General features: G+C 36.0%; 18 protein-coding genes. 4 read left to right on the top strand and 14 right to left on the bottom strand.

Going from position 1 to position 18,985, the window contains the following annotated elements; genetic code table 11:
- Positions 1–8 precede the first annotated feature (8 nt).
- Positions 9–1,487, bottom strand: coding sequence for a DUF5687 family protein (locus GQO80_RS12190; RefSeq protein ID WP_157208642.1), 1,479 nt, complete (start codon positions 1,485–1,487; stop codon positions 9–11).
- An 8-nt stretch (positions 1,488–1,495) separates the two neighbouring features.
- A complete protein-coding gene (locus GQO80_RS12185; RefSeq protein WP_157208641.1) occupies positions 1,496–1,897 on the bottom strand; it encodes a DUF2059 domain-containing protein in 402 nt (133 codons plus the stop codon).
- 125 nt (positions 1,898–2,022) lie between these two features.
- On the opposite strand from GQO80_RS12185, the gene GQO80_RS12180 reads away from it, so the two are divergent.
- A complete protein-coding gene (locus tag GQO80_RS12180) occupies positions 2,023–3,078 on the top strand; it encodes a ferredoxin--NADP reductase (protein ID WP_157208640.1) in 1,056 nt (351 codons plus the stop codon).
- Positions 3,079–3,182: 104 nt separating this feature from the next.
- Here the strand turns inward: GQO80_RS12180 and GQO80_RS12175 are convergent, their stop codons facing one another.
- Entirely contained in the window at positions 3,183–4,208 is a 1,026-nt protein-coding gene (locus GQO80_RS12175) for a glycosyltransferase family 9 protein (RefSeq protein WP_232333175.1), read from the bottom strand.
- Between the two features lie 43 nt (positions 4,209–4,251).
- Positions 4,252–4,857, bottom strand: a complete 606-nt coding sequence (locus GQO80_RS12170) for a DUF4254 domain-containing protein (RefSeq protein ID WP_157208639.1) — start codon at positions 4,855–4,857, stop codon at positions 4,252–4,254.
- Between the two features lie 155 nt (positions 4,858–5,012).
- Here GQO80_RS12170 and upp point away from each other — a divergent pair, with 155 nt between their 5' ends.
- On the top strand, positions 5,013–5,672 hold the full coding sequence (upp, locus tag GQO80_RS12165; RefSeq protein ID WP_157208638.1) for a uracil phosphoribosyltransferase: 660 nt from the start codon (positions 5,013–5,015) through the stop codon (positions 5,670–5,672).
- On the opposite strand, the gene GQO80_RS12160 is transcribed toward upp, so the two are convergent.
- Positions 5,661–6,584 (bottom strand): DUF6427 family protein, encoded by a 924-nt coding sequence (locus GQO80_RS12160; RefSeq protein ID WP_157208637.1) that lies wholly within the window; start codon positions 6,582–6,584, stop codon positions 5,661–5,663. The two genes, upp and GQO80_RS12160, sit on opposite strands and share 12 nt — an antisense overlap.
- Before the next feature lie 70 nt (positions 6,585–6,654).
- Between GQO80_RS12160 and GQO80_RS12155 the strand changes: the two genes are divergently transcribed.
- Entirely contained in the window at positions 6,655–6,882 is a 228-nt protein-coding gene (locus GQO80_RS12155) for a DUF6341 family protein (RefSeq protein WP_157208636.1), read from the top strand.
- Here GQO80_RS12155 and purD read toward each other — a convergent pair.
- Positions 6,877–8,148, bottom strand: coding sequence for a phosphoribosylamine--glycine ligase (gene purD, locus GQO80_RS12150; protein ID WP_157208635.1), 1,272 nt, complete (start codon positions 8,146–8,148; stop codon positions 6,877–6,879). The genes GQO80_RS12155 and purD overlap by 6 nt on opposite strands.
- Before the next feature lie 91 nt (positions 8,149–8,239).
- On the opposite strand from purD, the gene GQO80_RS12145 reads away from it, so the two are divergent.
- Positions 8,240–9,541, top strand: a complete 1,302-nt coding sequence (locus GQO80_RS12145) for a phenylacetate--CoA ligase family protein (RefSeq protein WP_157208634.1) — start codon at positions 8,240–8,242, stop codon at positions 9,539–9,541.
- On the opposite strand, the gene GQO80_RS12140 is transcribed toward GQO80_RS12145, so the two are convergent.
- The 8 genes from GQO80_RS12140 to GQO80_RS12105 form a co-directional block, all read right to left on the bottom strand.
- Positions 9,525–10,304 (bottom strand): glycosyltransferase family 2 protein, encoded by a 780-nt coding sequence (locus GQO80_RS12140; RefSeq protein WP_157208633.1) that lies wholly within the window; start codon positions 10,302–10,304, stop codon positions 9,525–9,527. The two genes, GQO80_RS12145 and GQO80_RS12140, sit on opposite strands and share 17 nt — an antisense overlap.
- A 6-nt stretch (positions 10,305–10,310) precedes the next feature.
- Positions 10,311–11,720, bottom strand: coding sequence for an exopolysaccharide biosynthesis polyprenyl glycosylphosphotransferase (locus GQO80_RS12135; protein WP_157208632.1), 1,410 nt, complete (start codon positions 11,718–11,720; stop codon positions 10,311–10,313).
- Between the two features lie 3 nt (positions 11,721–11,723).
- Positions 11,724–12,710: a UDP-glucuronic acid decarboxylase family protein gene (locus GQO80_RS12130; protein ID WP_157208631.1), complete on the bottom strand. Its 987-nt coding sequence runs from the start codon at positions 12,708–12,710 to the stop codon at positions 11,724–11,726.
- Complete coding sequence (locus tag GQO80_RS12125; protein WP_157208630.1) at positions 12,707–14,020, bottom strand: UDP-glucose dehydrogenase family protein; 1,314 nt, start codon at positions 14,018–14,020, stop codon at positions 12,707–12,709. Before GQO80_RS12125 ends, GQO80_RS12130 begins: the two co-directional genes overlap by 4 nt.
- Complete coding sequence (locus GQO80_RS12120; RefSeq protein ID WP_232333174.1) at positions 14,017–15,090, bottom strand: MraY family glycosyltransferase; 1,074 nt, start codon at positions 15,088–15,090, stop codon at positions 14,017–14,019. The genes GQO80_RS12125 and GQO80_RS12120 overlap by 4 nt, the downstream gene beginning before the upstream one ends.
- 188 nt (positions 15,091–15,278) lie before the next feature.
- Positions 15,279–16,478, bottom strand: coding sequence for a glycosyltransferase family 4 protein (locus GQO80_RS12115; RefSeq protein ID WP_157208629.1), 1,200 nt, complete (start codon positions 16,476–16,478; stop codon positions 15,279–15,281).
- The gene (locus tag GQO80_RS12110) at positions 16,475–18,076 is read right to left on the bottom strand and encodes an alginate lyase family protein (protein ID WP_157208628.1); all 1,602 of its coding nucleotides are present in this window, start codon (positions 18,074–18,076) and stop codon (positions 16,475–16,477) included. Before GQO80_RS12110 ends, GQO80_RS12115 begins: the two co-directional genes overlap by 4 nt.
- A gap of 195 nt (positions 18,077–18,271) precedes the next feature.
- Entirely contained in the window at positions 18,272–18,985 is a 714-nt protein-coding gene (locus GQO80_RS12105) for a class I SAM-dependent methyltransferase (protein ID WP_157208627.1), read from the bottom strand.

Raw genomic sequence — 18,985 nt, 5'->3', positions numbered from 1 at the left:
TTTTTGTGTTAGTTGTTTTGATTGAATGCATCAATCATCTTGTATTTTGATTGTAAATATTTTGCCGTAATACCTTTCATGAGTTTTTGATGGAACACAATTCCTGCAATGCCCAGACTTGCCAAAACCAAACAAGCCACTTCAAAACCCACTAGAAAATAGAACAACGCAAAAATGCCCATAGGAATGAGCAGCAACGGAATGCCTAAAAGCCATTGCACGGCACCCGTGCCTTGGTAATTGAAGGCCGCTTTTTGGCTTAGGTCTATCTTTTTTCTGTTGAAAGAACCGCCATATAAAATAACATGTGTGTTAACACCTATGTTATAAATGGCCGCAACAAAATGAGCCAGCAAAATTTTCCATCCAAAAAAAACATACGGAATTCCAAGAATAAACAAAATGGCAACACTTAGCGCCATTAAAGTAAATTTAGATTGCAGGTATTGCTCGTACTTTATGTTCTGGCTCATTAACAGCTTGTAATAACTACTATCCCAGGCCGGAATAAACTGGCCGAAGTTTATCAAGAAAATGCCCGTTGAAAAAACACCTATAAACACAAAAAACCAAGGCATGCTTTGATAAGTTGGTTGGGGGTAAAAAAACAATCCGTAAAGCAATCCCATTAAAACTATCCATACGGAGGATTTACTACGTTTATTTCGCCAAATCAATTTTAAGTCCAACTGCATAAAGGGCGCAATGGCACCAAAATTTTTTGTCCACTCTAAATTTGATGTACTTATTTCGGCAACCTTTTCTTTTAAGCCACTGTCCAGAAACAATTTATTTTTTAAAATTTTAAAATTAAAAGCATATAAAGCCGCTACCATCGCGAAAGGAACGACCAGCCACACCGGATTTTCTGAAATAGCCCTAACGCCCTTTGAAAGACCTTCGGAAATATTGATAATTTGATAGTGGTTTAACCCAAAAAGAACGGCAACACCTATTAACATGGGCAAAAAGGCCAATTCAGTTTCAGCAGAAATACTTTCAATAATGAAATTAAGGTAGTTGTTTATTACCACCATTAGCACTAAAGTAAGCATCCATACCAGCATGTTACTTAGGGCGTACCCGTTAAGCATTAAAGTAATGCCAAATGGGATGATAGCAAATAAAGGCAAAAAATTTATGAAAGCCATAAGCGATTTGCCCAACACATAATTAACTATGTTTTTTCGCTTTACAGGCAAAGCCAATAAAGGCTTAACTTGCATGGTTGGGAGCTTTTGGAAGAAAAACCTAATTATTAAATCGGCTAAAACCCAAAAAAACAACAAGCCGTTAAAAACAACAAACGGATCTTGATTGGGAAACACTTCTTTAAGGATTTTAAACATAAAAAAACCCAGAAACAAAAAAATGGCAGTAAAATAAAGCGCTATAAACGCCATAAATATTTTTATGCCAATACTTTTTCCAAAACTTGCCGACCTAAAAAAAGATTTCCACTCTAAACTTATAAAATGTTTAACCATGGTAAGGGTTAGTTATATTTTTGGGCAATTTGGCTCACTTCCATGCCCCAAGCTTGTCCTAAACCCATGGCTTTTTGGGTAAGGCCCAATTGTTTTTCTGCTAATTTTTTTCCTAAATCGGTATGGTAAAAAGCGACCAACTCTTTAATTTCGCTTTGGGTAAATTCATTCATGTAAAGTTCGGCCATTTTACTGTACAACCCTTCTAAAGTGGCGTTAGCGTCTTTATTGTAGGCTTCTTTATTGGTTTCAGCAACATTGTATCCAATTTGATCAATGGCATTTTCAAAGGCTTTTCCTGCGCCAGTTAATTTAATGAACTCAATGGTTTCCGCCTTAAATTCGGCTGATTCCTGTGCTTGTGCCGCCATGGCAACCATAAATAGACCTACTAGTAAAATTTTTTTCATTTTTATAAATTATTAATTGTTATTTGTTTGAAGAATTCCATTAATTAGTACTCCTTTTAACTATTTGTTACAGGCAAAGTTAAAATTAACAAATCAACTTTACTATTTTTGTCAAAAATTAATACATGTCAACATTCCACAAACTTTCGATTAAAAATATAAAAAAAGAAGCTAATAAAGCCATAAGTATCGCTTTTAATGTGCCAGAACATTTAAAAGAAGCCTTTACTTTTAAAGCTGGCCAATATATTACCTTAAAAGCCAACCTTAACGGCAACGAGGTGCGCCGCGACTATTCATTATGCGAACCCCCAAAAAGCGGCGAACTTAAAATTGCGGTAAAAGTAGTGCACGATGGTTTGTTTTCATCGTACGCCAATTATAAATTACGAGCGGGCGATGTGCTTGAAGTGGCACCACCTAAAGGCCGTTTTGTATTTGAACCCAACGATTCCAAAACCAAAAACATTGCAGCTTTTGCGGCCGGAAGTGGCATTACACCCATTTTAAGCATTATAAAATGTGCTTTGGAAGAAGAAATACATAGCAAGGTTATTTTGGTTTATGGGAACAAATCGACCGAAGACACCATGTTTTTAAACGAACTTTTAGAGCTTCAGCATCGTTACAAAGACCGGTTTTCCATTCAATTTGTGTTCAGCCAACAAGATAAGGACGATTCCATTTTTGGTCGCATTGAAAAAAGCACCGTAAACTATGTGATGCTTAATAAGCACAAACATATTGAGGTTGATGCCTTTTATTTATGTGGCCCCGAAGCCATGATCCATACGGTAAAAGACGTACTGACCGATAACGGCATTGATGAAAACCGCATTCATTTTGAACTTTTTAAAGCAGCAAAACCTTTAGAGGTTGCCGATAAAATATCGGTTTCTGGAACCACCACAGTTACCCTTACGGTTGATGACGAAACCACAACCTTTGAAATGTCGCAAAAGCAATCGGTTTTAGAAGCGGCCTTGGATGAAGATATTGATGCCCCCTACTCTTGCCAAGGCGGTATTTGCAGCAGTTGTTTGGCCCGTTTAAAAGAAGGCGAAGTAACCATGCGGCAAAACAATATTTTAACCGAAAAAGAAGTGGCATCTGGCTTGATACTTACCTGTCAGGCACATCCAACTACCCCAACGATTGTGGTAGATTATGATGATGTTTAAAAGCCCCGAAGCCAAAGGGAATTTTTTTTGTTGCACGAAAACAGAAATTTCACGAATAAGGCTAGAAAACTTTAATACCGCGGTTTTTACTAAAAGATTTCTGCCTATGCAGGAATTAAAGACTTAATTTTTTCAATAACCGTTTCTGGCGATATACTTCCAGAAGCTTGTTTGTAATTTTCTGGATACTTATTTCCATAAATGGATGTTGGGATTTTCGGGAATTTGCTTCTATCTGATAATAGGGCATAATCGAATGGTTGGTTAAAAGGTGCAAACCCAGCAAACGGATGCGTTACGCCCCAAATGGTCACCACTTTTACGCCTAACATGGCCGCCAAATGGGCGTTCCCAGAATCCATGGCAAGCATTACATCTAAATTTGAGATGACATCCAACTCTTCATCCAAAGAGAGTTTTCCGGCAAGGTTCACAACATTCTCAAAGGTGTCTTCAATGCCATTTAAAAGGTGCGTTTCGCGTTTTCCGCCACCAAACAAAATGATTCTATACGTTTTTGAAAGGGTTTTTATTACCTGCTCCATCAAATCCAACGGGTACATTTTGCTTTCGTGGGCAGCAAAAGGGGCTATACCAATACATTTTTGGGCATCTTTTTTAATAATGCCCAAAAGGGTATTGTTTAAAGGTCTGGGCTTGGGAAAAACGGGTTTAGACACATCTATCTTGAAACCCAAATTATCAAATACATCGGCATAACGTTGATGCGTTGTTTTAAGTTGTTGAAAAATTTCACCCGACACCAATGCTTTCTTTTCCCTTCGGCCCTTATCAATTTGAAGGAAAGGTTTTCCGAAGAAAAAATATTTCAACATATTAGTTCTAAGCACATTATGTAAATCGAGAACCGCATCAATTTCCAAATTTTTTAATTCCTTTGAAAGTTTAAAAAGTCCGAATATGCCTTTATGCTTTCCACGTACTTCAGCAGGAAACACCGAAACCTGAGGCAAATCCCTGAAAAACGGTTTAAAAAACGCTCTGGTTAAAACAGTTATTTTTACATGGGGGTATTGCTGCGCAAAGGCCCGTAGCACAGGCACAACCATAGCCACATCGCCCATGGCTGAAAGACGGATGACGAGAAGGTGTTTTGACTGCTTAGACATTTAAACGAAACGCTTAAGATGAGGTTCCTACTTTTGCGGGCATTTATTTTTGTGAACGCAATACGGGGTTTAACTCCTCATCGTTATACATTTTCATTTGCTTATACACTTTCATGTACTTATCGCCTTTCTCGATATCGCTTAACAAGGTATCAATGGCCGTGCTCAAATCAACCCGTTGTTCCAACAAAATATCCAATTTTTTTTGGCAAGCTGCACGGTGGGCATCGGTAGCATCAGTACGTGTGGCCTCTTCATGCATGTGGTATATTTTTAGGGCCAGGATAGACAACCTATCGACGCCCCAAGCAGGACTCTCGGTGTTGATGGTGGCATTTGGTTTTGGCGTAACATGCTTATATTTTTCTAAAAAATAACTATCAATATATTCCACCATATCGGTTCTGTCTTGGTTGGAAGCATCAATTTGGCGCTTTAAGGTTAAGGCAGCAACGGGGTCAATCTGTGGGTCGCGAATAATATCTTCATAATGCCATTGTACGGTATCAATCCAACACTTTCTGTACAATAAATGTTCTAGTAAATCGCTTTCCGCGTAAGCGTTAACAAATGGCTGATCTACGGTGTTGATTATGTGATATTTTTCAATAACAGCTTGAAATATTTTATTGGCTTTGCTTGTAAACATGATCTATTGATTTTTTTAATTTTTGAGACGTAAATTTACACAAATTATAAGGATAACATGCTATGTTGCTTTTATGATTTGCCATTTTAAAAAACGTTGCCCTAAAATATGCTTCAATTTCGCTAACTTTACGTTCCAAAAACACCTTGTATTTTATGCATATCCATACTATTTCCAATCAAAATTCAATATTGAACAGGTTTATTTCAGAAATTAGAGATGTAAGCATCCAAAAAGACCGGATGCGATTTAGACGCAACATTGAGCGTATTGGTGAAATTTTAGGGTATGAAATGAGCAAGGTTTTTAACCACAAACCGCATGCCATTCAAACCCCATTAGGATTGTGTAATATTGAATTAATGGAAAACGACCTTGTTTTATGTTCCATTTTAAGAGCGGGCATCCCGTTGCATAATGGGTTACTCAATTATTTTGATACCGCCGAAAACGCTTTTATTTCGGCATACCGGCACCACGGCAACGACCCTGAAAATTTTGAGATTGTTGTTGAATACTTAGCTTGTCCGAACTTAACCAACAAAACACTTATCCTAGCCGACCCCATGTTGGCAACAGGACGCTCGATGTTGGCTACTTATGAAGCCTTAAAACCGTATGGAACCCCCAAAGAGGTACATTTGGTAAGCGTTATTGGCACTAAGGAAGGTGTTGCCTTTGTTGAAAAACACGTTGCCGATACCGTACATTTATGGATTGCCGCCATTGACGATGAACTTGATGAAAAAAGCTATATTGTTCCTGGGCTTGGAGATGCCGGCGATTTGGCCTATGGCAGCAAACTACAACACTAATAGCACAAAAGGCAATAGCATCAAAACCGCAAGAAACACTTCCTTAAACCATTTTTCTTCAATGGTTTCGATGTAATTGGTAATAATTATTGCCAATGGCGCAAACAAAAACAAAAATTCGCTGCCATTTTTTTTGGGTGCCTGCAATACCAATATAAAGGCGATAACAGCAACAATAATAACCATTTTGAATGATGCCCTAGATGCTTTTTTCTTCTTTTTGATGTTCTGTAAATAGAAAATGGACGACCAAATACCGAAAGACAGCAGCATGGTTATGGCCACTAAAAACTTAACGGAATTATAGGGGCTAAAATCGTAACTAATACTTTGCGATTCTTTTGATATTTCAAAATAATCGCCATAACATAGTATAGAAACACTCATTGCGATAACCAAAACGGTGCCCACACCCAAAAAAGGCAGCACCCAATGGCGTATGTTGTTATCGGTATATAAAATCAAACTTAAAATAACGGCCGCAAAAAATAGGATGGCCCAAAAATAAAATACCGATGCCACGGCTACCCACAACGCGGCATCGAAAAGTTTGCTCTTTACACTTTTTTGCGAACTTAAGCTCATAATTCGCCTAAGTGCCAACAGCAAAAAAAAGTTGGATAATAGAATATGCGTGTTGTTTGTTGTTTGCACGAGGGTTAACAGGAACAAACTAAAAAGCAAAATCTCGTAATTGTTGCTTTTGGTTAAACTGTTTTTGGTTATGATGAAATCAAACAACAAAATTGTGATGATGCAAATGGCAAACACCGCCAGTTGCTTAAACATGATGCCTAATGCCATGGGATTATCCAAAAGCCCCGTTCTAGCTGTAATAAATGCCAGTGCCGTGATAAAAAAAACAATAATAAAATTTATTGGTTTAGATTTATTAAAAATGCTTGTTATCATTAACTGTTTTTGTATTTTTGCTTGGTAAATATACTAACAATAACCGGTTAGAAAACAACAAATAGTACTTATGAAAGATTTTTTTTACGCCATAGAGGATTTATTCGTAAACGTTCTTTTTGCACCTTTTGATGCTTTAAGAACTTTAGAGCTTACAAGTTGGTTTATGGCAAATATCATTTCGTGGATTTTTATGATTATCGGGTTTGCGGCCTTTGTTTATTGGATGTTACAATTAAAAAAGTATAACGACAATAAAGAAGAAAACAAGAGCATAACGTCTCATTCGTATTTATAGATCGAACCCAATATCCTTTCGATAATACATCTTATCAAAATGTAGTTTTTCTATACTTTGGTAAGATTTTTTTATGGCCTCTTGATAGTTGTTTCCATAGGAAGTTATGGCCATAACACGACCACCAGAGGTTAGCACTTTTCCGTGTTCCAATTGTGCACCGGCATGAAAAGGGATAGAATCATGGATGGCTTCGATACCTGTTATTTCCTTGCCTTTTTCATATTCTTCCGGATAGCCACCAGAAACCAACATGATGGTTGTTGCGGCACGCTCATCAATTTCAATGGTTATTTTATCCAGCGTTCCGTTTGCCATGGCCAGCAGGATTTCAACAAAATCGTTTTTTATTCTTGGTAAAACCACTTCCGTTTCGGGGTCGCCCATGCGCACATTATATTCAATAACTTTGGGGTCGTTGCCTACTTTTATCAACCCAATAAACACAAAGCCCACATAGGGCAAGTTATCTTTTTTAAACCCGGCAATAGTTGGTTTTACGATACGTTCCTCAATTTTTTCCAGAAATTCATCGGTTGCAAATGGCACTGGTGAAACGGCACCCATACCGCCCGTATTTAAGCCCGTATCGCCTTCGCCAATACGTTTATAATCTTTGGCGGTTGGTAATATTTTGTAGTTTTCACCATCGGACAACACAAAACAACTCAATTCGATACCATCCAAGAATTCTTCAACAACCACTTTTAAGCTTGCATTCCCAAATTTAGAATCGACCAGCATGCTTTTCAATTCAGCTTTGGCTTCCTCCAAATCATTTAAAATAACAACCCCTTTGCCTGCCGCCAAACCATCAGCTTTTAAAACATAGGGCGGATTTAACGTTTCCAAAAACGTATAGCCTTTTTCAACGGTTTCTTTGGTAAAACTTTCATAAGCTGCCGTTGGTATGTTGTGACGGAATAAAAACTCCTTTGCAAATTCCTTGCTGCCTTCCAAAGCGGCCGCGGCCTTTTGCGGGCCAATCACTTTTACGTGCTTAATGGCATCATCGTTTAAAAAATAATCGTGCACGCCAAGTACCAAAGGGTCTTCCGGCCCTACAACGACCATATCGATTTTTTTGTCTAATACTAGGTTTTTAATGGCACCAAAATCGGTTACACCAATATTTACGTTGGTAGCAATTGCAGCAGTTCCTGAGTTACCAGGGGCAACAAATAAGTTTTTGCATAACGGACTTTGGGCAATTTTCCAAGCAAAAGTATGTTCCCTTCCGCCAGGACCTAGAATTAAAATGTTCATTGATTAATTTTTAAATGAAGTACAAAAATAAAATTAATGCCATGAAATCAAGACTATTTTTTAGTTACTTTACCAAAAATTACGCATTAACTTGAAATTGTTCAATCTTTCATTAAAATTTAAAGGCTTTCCATTAGAAAAAGCCAAACATATTTTGAAAACCATTCAAGATACTGATGATTTTAATGACTATCTAAAAACAAAAAAAAAAGCGATTGTAACTTACCATTTAAAGCACAATCCTTTTTACAAAAACCTTGCACAAAATGCAAACCCAACCGATTGGAACAGCATTCCCGTAATGACCAAGCGCCAATTGCAACAACCGTTAACAGAGCGACTTTCAGAAGGTTTTTCAATAAAAAATAGTTATGTAAATAAAACCTCCGGATCGTCGGGCGACCCCTTTATTTTTGCTAAAGACCCATTTTGTCATGCTTTAACTTGGGCGGGTTTTATTGATAGATATGGGTGGTATGGGTTGGATTTCAACACCTCGAAACAAGCGCGGTTTTATGGCATTCCGTTAGATAAAAAAAGCTATTACAAAGAACGTTTTAAAGATGTTTTAAGCAAACGTTATCGGTTTTCGGTGTTTAATTTAACTGATACACAATTTGAAAAAAACCTCAACATATTTAAAACAACCAGGTTTGAATATATTAATGGCTACACCAGTGCTATTGTTCAGTTTGCTAAATATTTACAACGAAAAAACATTGTTTTAAAAACTATTTGTCCGTCACTAAAAGTATGTATCGTTACTTCCGAAATGCTTTTTCCTGAAGATAGAACGCTTTTAGAAACACAATTTGGTATCGCTGTTATTAATGAATATGGCGCTGCCGAATTGGGTTTGATAGCCTTTCAAGATGCTGAAAAAGAGTGGGTTGTAAATTCTGAAGATCTGTATATTGAAATTTTAGATGAAAACAACAAGGTATTGCCCTATGGCGAGGAAGGGCGCGTTGTAATTACGGCACTGTACAACAAAGCCCACCCGTTTATACGCTACGATTTGGGCGATATTGGGAAACTTTCAAAAGAAAGTACGCCAAATAAGCCCATTTTGGAAACTTTGGTTGGCCGAACCAACGATATTGTGGCGTTGCCCAGCGGAAAAAAGGCAGCGGGCCTTACCTTTTATTACGTTACTAAAACCGTTATTGAAAAAGACGGCAACGTAAAAGAATTCATCATTGAACAGTTGAAATTGGATACGTTTAAAATAAGCTACACAAGTGCTTATGAACTTTCAGAAGAAAAATTAACCGATATTAAAAACGCTATTTCTAAATATTTAGAACCAAACTTAATGGTTTTTTTTGAAAGAAAACCTTCGTTAGACCGTTCCAACAGAGGAAAATTAAAACAATTTAAGTCGTACTTGTAGAAACAACTTGTTTTGATTTCACAAAAAAGTGTTCATATAAAAACACAAGCATACAGTAAACCGATTTTAAGGTTGAAAACCCCAAACCTTTTCTATATACCAAATAATTATGTTTAAGGAGATTCATTTTATTGGAAGACATAGAATCAGTTCTAACCCTGTAATAAGCTAACGATTCTTGAATCCCTATGGCAGGTTTTCCCGATTTTTCAATAGCATTTAACCATAATAACCAATCTTGCCGTTTGCGCAAATTGGGTGCTTTTATTTTTCCCAAAACCTTGGCGTTGTACATGCCTGTTAAATTGCCTATATAATTGCTTTTTAGCTGTTTTTTATAGGTAAGTTCGGGTAATGCCTTTATTAATAAGTTGAGCGGTTGGCCATATTTGTTTATTTGCTCGTAGCTGCTAAAACTAACAAGGCCATTTTGGGCTTGCATAAATTTGATCTGTACTTGTAGTTTTTCGGGTTTCCAAATATCATCGGCGTCCAGAAACGCTATATAATCACCTTGGGCCGCATCGATGCCCTTATTTCTTGAAATGGCTGCACCCAAATTAATATCGTTTTTTAGCAGTTTTATGTTTGGGTTTTTGGCCATAAAATTAGTAACTATCTCGACGGTTTTATCGGTTGAGCCATCATCAATTAAAAGCAATTCCCAATTTTGATAGGTTTGGTTGATAACGCTGTTTATGGTTTCTGAAATATAATTTTCAGAATTGAATAGGGGCGTTATGACGGACACTAAGGGTTTCAAAATAGTTCAATAAGCTTTTTCCTCGCCTTTCAAAGCATTGATGAATGTTTGTATGATGATTTTTAAATCCAATAACAACGACCAGTTTTCAATGTAAAAAATATCGTATTTAACTCTATTAATGATATCATTATCAGTTTCAACTTCACCTCTATATCCCTTTATTTGAGCCAAACCAGTAATACCTGGTTTTACATGGTGCCGGTAGATAAAATTATATTTGTCAATTATTTTAGAATAATCATCGGTATAAGATAACATGTGCGGTCGTGGCCCCACTACACTCATTTCGCCCTTTAGTACGTTTATGAATTGGGGCAATTCGTCAAAACTGGTTTTGCGCAAAAACTTACCAATGGCCGTTACCCTGTTATCACCTTGCTTGACATAAGTCCCTTTAACTTCTTTGGTAATAGTTAACGATCTAAACTTATAGCAATAAAACTCTTTATAGTTAATACCGTTTCTTTTGTGCCTGTAGAACAACGGCCCCTTAGATTCGAGCTTTATCAATACAAAAAGGATAACAGTTAGCCATGAGAGCACAAAAATGATTATAAACATTGAAAAAACAATATCGAAACTTCGTTTTATAAGTTTATTGATTTCATTATTCAATGTGCCTTCCTGAATGGACAAAACAGGAACGTAGCTATAATAATCTGTACGAAGTCGCTTTGTATAAAGTTTTGAGGTATTGGGCACAAATTTGATATTGCAATGATGCAAATTGGCATACTTAACATATTCGTTCACTTCTTTTTCAGATAGTTCATCAATTGCGCAGTATATTTCATCGATATTTTTATTGTTTTCCAAGAAACGAAAACTATCGGCAATCGTTCCTGTTGTATTGATAGTTGCTGTGTTTCCAAAAATACCTTTTAGATTGTACCCAAGTTCTTTTTTCGTATTGAAAATTTGTTTAAGTTCATCAATGCCTTCGCCAGTGCCTACTATTATAACGTTTCGAATATTCCCTTTTAAATATAACCTAAACGTTTTTAGCACATAAAAACTAGCTATTTTAACCACTCCAATTGCGGCAAACGAGTAAAACAAATAGTGCAACGTTACGAAGGCTGATATGTCTATGCTCCTAAAGACGCCTAAAAATGCAAAAACGATTACCGCATAAACTAAAAATTGCTTAAATAAAATCGATATGATATTTAAGGCAGAAGTGTGCCGATAAATTTTATAGAATTTTAAAAAATAGGTTGAAATGAGCCATAAGACGATGGAATACAGGGCATATAATAAGTATTTATCGTTGAGCCATTTGGATGAGAAAAAGTATAGGTTTTCATCATTAAGTCTCAAAAAATAAAACGCAAGGTAATTGATAACAAAAAGATCGTATATAATCAATACAGGTCTTAACAACCACGAATACCTACCGCGTTTAAATTCCATAAGCTATTTGTTTATGTAGCCCGAAAAATCTTTATGCTCACTTTTATAAAGCTCTTCTGTTGTTAAATTTTTAAAATAATCGAACGTTATTTTCATGCCTTCCGCGCGACCGACTTTGGGCTCCCAACCTAATAGTTTTTTGGCCAAGGTAATATCGGGCTGCCGTTGCATGGGGTCGTTTACGGGCAAGTCTTTATAAATCACTTTTTGTGAAGTGCCCGTTAGCTTGATGATTTCTTCAGCGAAATCCTTAATGGATATTTCGTGCGGATTCCCAATGTTAACAGGTTCTGCATAATCGCTTAATAGCAACCTGTAAATGCCTTCTACCTGGTCGTTAACATAACAGAAGGAGCGTGTTTGAGAACCGTCGCCAAAAATGGTTAAATCTTCACCGCGAAGTGCTTGCCCCATAAAAGCAGGTATCACGCGGCCGTCGTTTAGGCGCATTCGGGGGCCGTAAGTATTAAAAATACGAACGATTCGGGTTTCTAACCCATGAAACCTATGGTAGGCCATGGTGATGGATTCTTGGAAACGTTTGGCCTCATCATACACGCCTCTTGGACCAATGGTATTAACATTGCCATAATAATCTTCTGTTTGAGGGTGCACCAAAGGGTCGCCATAAACTTCGGAAGTTGATGCAATAAGAATTCTTGCTTGTTTAGCTTTTGCCAAACCCAGTAAATTATGGGTTCCCAACGAGCCTACCTTTAAGGTTTGAATGGGGATTTTTAGATAATCGATAGGGCTTGCCGGTGATGCAAAATGGAGAATATAGTCTAAATCACCATCAATTTTAATATATTGGGTTACATCGTGTTCGATAAACTCAAAATGGGGATGGTGTGCTAAATGCTGCAGATTTTTTTTATCGCCAGTTATAAAGTTGTCCATTCCAATCACTTTATAACCTTCTTTGATAAAACGGTCGCATAAATGCGAGCCTAAAAATCCTGCTGCCCCGGTTATTAAAACGTTTTTCATGGGTTTACTGTTTTCCTTCCTATGGAACTATAATAAAATCCTTCTTTTTGAATATCCTCCAAATCATACAGATTTCGACCATCAAAAATAACAGGCTGATTCAAATTGGACTTTAATTTTTCAAAATCTGGTGTTCTAAACAAGCTCCACTCGGTACAAATAATTAAAGCATCTGCACCCATGGTTGCTTCATCTTTATTGAGAGCGTACACAATTTTATTGGAAAACTCTTTTTTTATGTTTGGCATCGCTTCGGGGTCGAAAACTTTTATGGTTGCGCCTTCTGCTAATAATTCGCTTATGATAAATAATGAGGGTGCTTCTCTAATATCATCCGTTTCTGGCTTAAATGCCAAGCCCCAAACGGCGAAGGTTTTATCTTTTAAATTGCCATTAAAATACGTTTTTATTCTAGGTAATAATATTTTTTTTTGGGTATCGTTCACTTTAATTACTGCATTTAAAATGTTGAAATCGTAATTTGAATCTTTACCCGATTTGTGAAGTGCTTTAACGTCTTTTGGAAAGCAGGAACCGCCATAACCTATGCCAGGGAACAGAAATCGCTTGCCTATGCGCGAGTCGGCTCCCATGCCTGCTCGAACTTTATCGACATTGGCCCCAACTAGTTCGCAAAAATTTGCAATTTCGTTCATAAAGGTAATTTTGGTCGCTAAAAATGAATTTGCAGCATATTTAGTTAGTTCAGCCGATTTTTCATCCATCACGATTATAGGATTTCCAGACCTAACAAAGGGTTTGTAGAGCTTCATCATGATTTCGGTAGCTTTTTCAGAGCTAGAACCAATAACGATACGCTCGGGCTTAAGGAAATCATCTACCGCGAAACCTTCACGTAGAAATTCTGGGTTTGACACGACATCAAAATCTACTTGCGTGTTTTTTTCAATAATGGCCTTTACTTTTTCGGCGGTTCCTACGGGAACGGTGCTTTTATCAACAATTATCTTGTAATTTTCAATGAGCTTTCCTATTTCCTCTGAAACCCCTAGGATATATTTTAAATCGGCAGAACCATTTTCGCCTTCTGGTGTAGGTAACGCAAGAAAAATAATGTCGCCATGACTTAGGCCTTCTTCAAGAGAGGTTGAAAAACTTAACCGTCCTGCTTTAATATTTCTATCGAATAAAACATCCAGATGAGGTTCGTAAATGGGCACTATACCTTCTTTTAGCTGTTTTACTTTGTCTTTGTCATTGTCAATACAAAGCACATCATTTCCGGTTTCCGCCAAACAAGTGCCTGTTACCAACCCTACATAGCCTGTACCAATTACGGATATTTTCATTTGTCTTTTTTCCTAATTATATTTTTTCCCTTTTCCTTTACGACATCTACTTTTTTCCTGAATCGGATTTTTCGTTTAATGTTAGCAAAGCTATAATCGTATTTGTAGAAGAAATACCCTAAAAGTATGACCGTAATAACTAAAATAGTAATGAGCCATGAGTTATAGGAAGAACTTCCGAGTATAATGAAGAGGTAAACAAAAATTAGATTAAAACCACCAATAATTAAACTAGCCTTTCTGTGTGACATTTTAAAATAATCGATTAAAATGTGGTGTGTATGATTTCTATCGGCAGAGAAAGGGCTTCTTTTACTGGCCAATCTTATGGTAAAAACCCGGGCCGTATCAAATAAGGGAACAATTAAAATACTTATCGCTATTAATGGAATGTTCTCAATTAAAAATGGCAAGTTTTGTTTAGCAGAATCTGGCGACAATGCTAAAAATTTCAACGTTAAAACGCTTATAATGAATCCCACTATTAATGAGCCGGTATCACCCATAAAAATTTTTTTGTTTGAATCAATTGGTGCCAAATTAAATTTAAGGAATGCTATCAAACAACCATTTAAGGTAAGGCTAAGCAAAAAATAGAAATAATCATTGGTCATGTAAAATATTGTGGCGTAAATAATAAGTATTACTATGCCAACCATAGCTGCCAACCCATCAATACCATCGATTAAATTGTAGGCATTTATGATGGTTACCATCATAAAAGCACCTATAAAATAATATAGATATATTGGAACGTCATAAATTCCAAAAAAACCATTTAGAGAATGAATCATAAAGCTATCGTTGCTTAGAATAAAGGTTACCGACAACAATTGGGCAACGAGTTTTGTATAGGGAGAAAGCACCAGCAGATCATCTTTTAAGCCAACTATGAAAAGAATGGTAAGCCCCGGGATGAAATAGATGGCCTCATCGTGATTGCCCCATGCCTTGAGAAAAAATAACGCTAAAATTAATGTGTAAAAAAAGGAGGCGCCACCCAACGTTGGGGTATTGCAAATATGGGAGCTCCTTTTGGTAGGGTTGTCCATAAGGTTCTTATACTCCACTAATTTAATAATTTTGGGAATTGTTAAATACGTTATAATATAAGCTCCTACAAAAAAAAATATGGCGTAATATATTGGCACTAGCTGATTGTTTTGTTTGCCAAAAATAATAAATTTAATTGGTAGCTCAATTTTAGTGCAGGTTTAATTATTTATAAAACTGCTTTATTATACAATTGTAAAAACGTTTAGGGCTTGATGATAAATCTGTACATTTTGGCCGCGAGCTCCTTTCTGTCGAAATCTTTTAATAAATTATCAAAACCATTTGAGTGATTTTTGGGGTTTTGAACCATTTTATTGATTTTTAACCTAAAGTCTTCTTCATTCTCTGGCTGAAAAGTCTCACCCAAATCATAGTTTTCTATTAGTTGTTTGGCTTCCCCTTCAACTCCCAACAAAATAGGCTTATGCATGGCGCACATTTCAAATATCTTTGACGGTAAAACATGTTTAAAGGTATCGGATTTCTTTAGGTTCACTAATGCGATATCAATAATTGAAATGTAATCTGCTACTGCTTTTTTATCGACTGACGGCAACATGGTTACATTATCGAGCTTTAAAGAATCCTTTAACTGTATCAACTCATCTCTTTTTGCCCCGTCGCCCAAAAAGAGAAAATGTATCTGCTCGTTTTTGATGTTTTTAGCCGCTTTTAAAACAAAATCTAGGGCATGTGCCATTCCATGTGTACCAATGTAGCCCACTATTGTTTTATTATTTAGGCCCAATTTGTTTAAAAGAGATTGGTTTTTTTCTACTGGCTTGAATAGTTCGGTATTGATCCCATTTTTAATTACTTCTATCTTCTTTTTGCTGATGTGATGTTTTGTTGCAATAATTTCTTTGAAGGAGTCGGTAACAACAACAATTTTATTTGCTCTTTTGTACATCGCATGTTCAAGATACTCAAAAAACCTTAGTGCCAAACTTCTGTTCATGGCACCAACGGCACTAATTGATTCTGGCCAAAGATCTCTAACCTCCATAACCCATGGCTTTCTTTTCCAAAAGGACAACCATCTTCCTGCAATAGCGGTAAAAAACTGTGGCGAGGTAGCTATTATAACATCTGTTTTCAGAAATAGCCCAACAATGAAAGCGCTTAGCATAAAACTAACATAATCTAAAATACGCTTTACAAAACCTTTGTTTTCTGAAATATAGGTCCAAACCCGTATTACCTTTATACCCTCCACTATTTCTTGTTGGTATAGTTTGTTTTTATACCCGCCAAAAACCTTCCCTTTCGGGAAATTTGGAGCACATGTTATTACCGTTACTTCAACACCATGATTTGCCCACTCTTTACAATGCTCGTAAGTGCGTGTTGCCGGTGCGTTAACTTCGGGTGGGAAATTATCGGTTAAAAAAAGGAGTTTCATGCATTTATTTTTTGGCGCAAATTTATTGTAGTTGTAAGTTTGGTTTCAAAAAAGGCTTTTATTTTTATGGCTTTTTTTGTTTGGTTGAATCCTAGGGCATAGTTATAATCTTCTTTTTCAATTTTATAAATGCCCCCATCAAATTTCATTAGTATCGCTGCTTCATCTAATATTACATCATTTCCATTAATGTGAATGTGATTAATATTAGGATGAAAATGAAAATAAGCAATTTGTTCTTTATCCGTTTTATGTGAAATTGTGTCTTTGATTATAATTTGCGATTTGCTAATTGTGAATTTTCGTGTGTGCTGAAGATTTATTTTTTTATAACCATTGTGTGTTGCTTCCACGGTTTCATTAGTATCTTTACAACTGATTATTTTTGCTCGCTTTGCCACCCTAAATCCACCCCATACTTCCGTTTGTTCATTATCGCCAATCATTACCGTATTATGGGAAGCAGTAGAGCGTTCCTTTTGCCTTTGTTCGTTTTTTTCGTAAGTAGAAACACCTGTATCTACTATAAAGGGCTTTTCATTAACATACAACTCGAAATTGAAGGTGTCAGAATGTGCGTGCCCCGGTTGGTATGTTGGCCCTACGTTGCCAACATCAACAAAAAGCTCAAATATATCATTGCTAAATTTACGGTATCCAGAATCTGATAATTTGCCTGTTTCCCATAACAACCCTAAATATTTCGCATAACTAAAAAGTTGATGCGATGTTGGGGCTATGTGATATGCACTGTCATTTACCATAGGGATATTACCATTTTTGTAGGTTACAAGTTGTAACCACGAAAGCATTTGTATTGCTTTCCCTTCTAAAAAATTCAATAATTTGTTTTGTTTCCAAGAATTATTTTTAATTAAATTAATGCAATCCAACAGGCGATGTAATAAAATCTGATGGTACATAGGCGACAATTCAAAGTGAGCACCATCGTTTAATACTTGTTCCGTAAGCTCTTCTGTAAGGATTTTACTTGCTTTTTTATAAAACGCCTCATTATTAAAATAATAAGCTGCAAATAGCAATGAAAAGCCGTTTTCCAAAAGGTGGTTGCCTAGTAGATGATATTCTATATTTTGGGATAATATTTGATAATGGCTATATAGGTTTTGATTTATTTTATGATCTGAAATTTTGTTTTTGCATAAAAATTTTATCCAATTAATGCCGCGTAACGAAATTGGGTAGGGCTCTTTTCCGTCTTTTAATATTTGGTCGCTTTGTATGTAATTTTCAATTAAAGCAATGCCTTTTTTGGTTTGTAATTCTTCTTGATTTAAACAGTCAAAATAGTTTAGGTTATAGGTCCATAGTTTCCCGAATCCTGGGTAATTCCAGTCTATTTGGCTCTCAAAAGTGTGCTTTATATTTAAAAAAAGAAATGTGTTAGCGCCAAAGAAACTATTAGTGTATAGTAATGGCGTATCCCAAAATATGGAGAACGAATGATTTGGCAGCTTTTTTTTATACTTTACTCTTAAAAAACGATTTCTGGCAAAATAATAAAGCCGATAATAAATTTGTTTTACCTTAAGATGTTTTATGGTTTCAACAAATAAAATAAGTTTCTTTATATACATCTACCCCGGTTTAATGAATTTAACAAAAATGCAAATGTGTTGTTCTTCAAGTATTTGCTTCATGTTATTTCTGTATTGTGGTATGGCACCCGTTGGCTGCATATTTTTTAATTAAAAAGACAGGTTGTACTCTTACGCCGGATGCTTTAGCCACTTTTTTTTGAATGATTGCACTATGATGCCAACAAAAATATTTTATTTCACCATTTTGGTTATAATTATTGTTTTAAAAAAGTTAATATTAAAACTATTCACCGTTCTTTCATAGATTACACCAACTATGTATGTTAAAAAAAACAACCTTAAATATTCAGGGCGACCTGAAAAAAACTTTACAAAAGAGATATTGAATTTACTTGTTTTTGAAAACTTCTTATAGTCCTTATAACAATTAGCTCTGTAAAACGTAGGGAAAGTGTCGTGATAGTCCCTTCCTCTTAGCTTATTATAAAACTTATGGAATGAAGTAGGGGTACTTCTGGCTATTATTGGCATGTAATGATATTTGTTGGGGGTTTTTGACAAAAAAACACCTCCTGTTTTAAGAACCCTATAAACTTCATTGTAAAAAGGAACAGGGTTTTCAACATGCTCAAGTACATTATCACAAAACACTAAATCAAAATAGTTGTCTTCAAAATAGGGCATGCTATCGGCAAGTCCTAAATATCCTTCATGGATTAAAGGGTTTTGCAGAACACCTTCATCTGGATCAACACCATATATTTTGGTACATAGACCTTTAAAGTCCATTTCTAGAATTCTTCCTCTACCAGCACCAATATCCAACACAATACTGGATGGTTTGATAACATTGAGAATTTCGTTCCTAAAAATTTTGTCATCCCACCTATCCTCGGTTTTAGGATAAAATGTTTTGTCGATAAGCGCTACTAAAGTTTTGTTCAT

Origin of the sequence: Mariniflexile maritimum (genome assembly GCF_009746565.1) — a bacterium.
In the GTDB taxonomy this organism is placed as follows: domain Bacteria; phylum Bacteroidota; class Bacteroidia; order Flavobacteriales; family Flavobacteriaceae; genus Mariniflexile; species Mariniflexile maritimum.
Note: the sequence above shows the minus strand (reverse complement) of the source record. Positions and strands in the feature narration are given on the sequence as shown.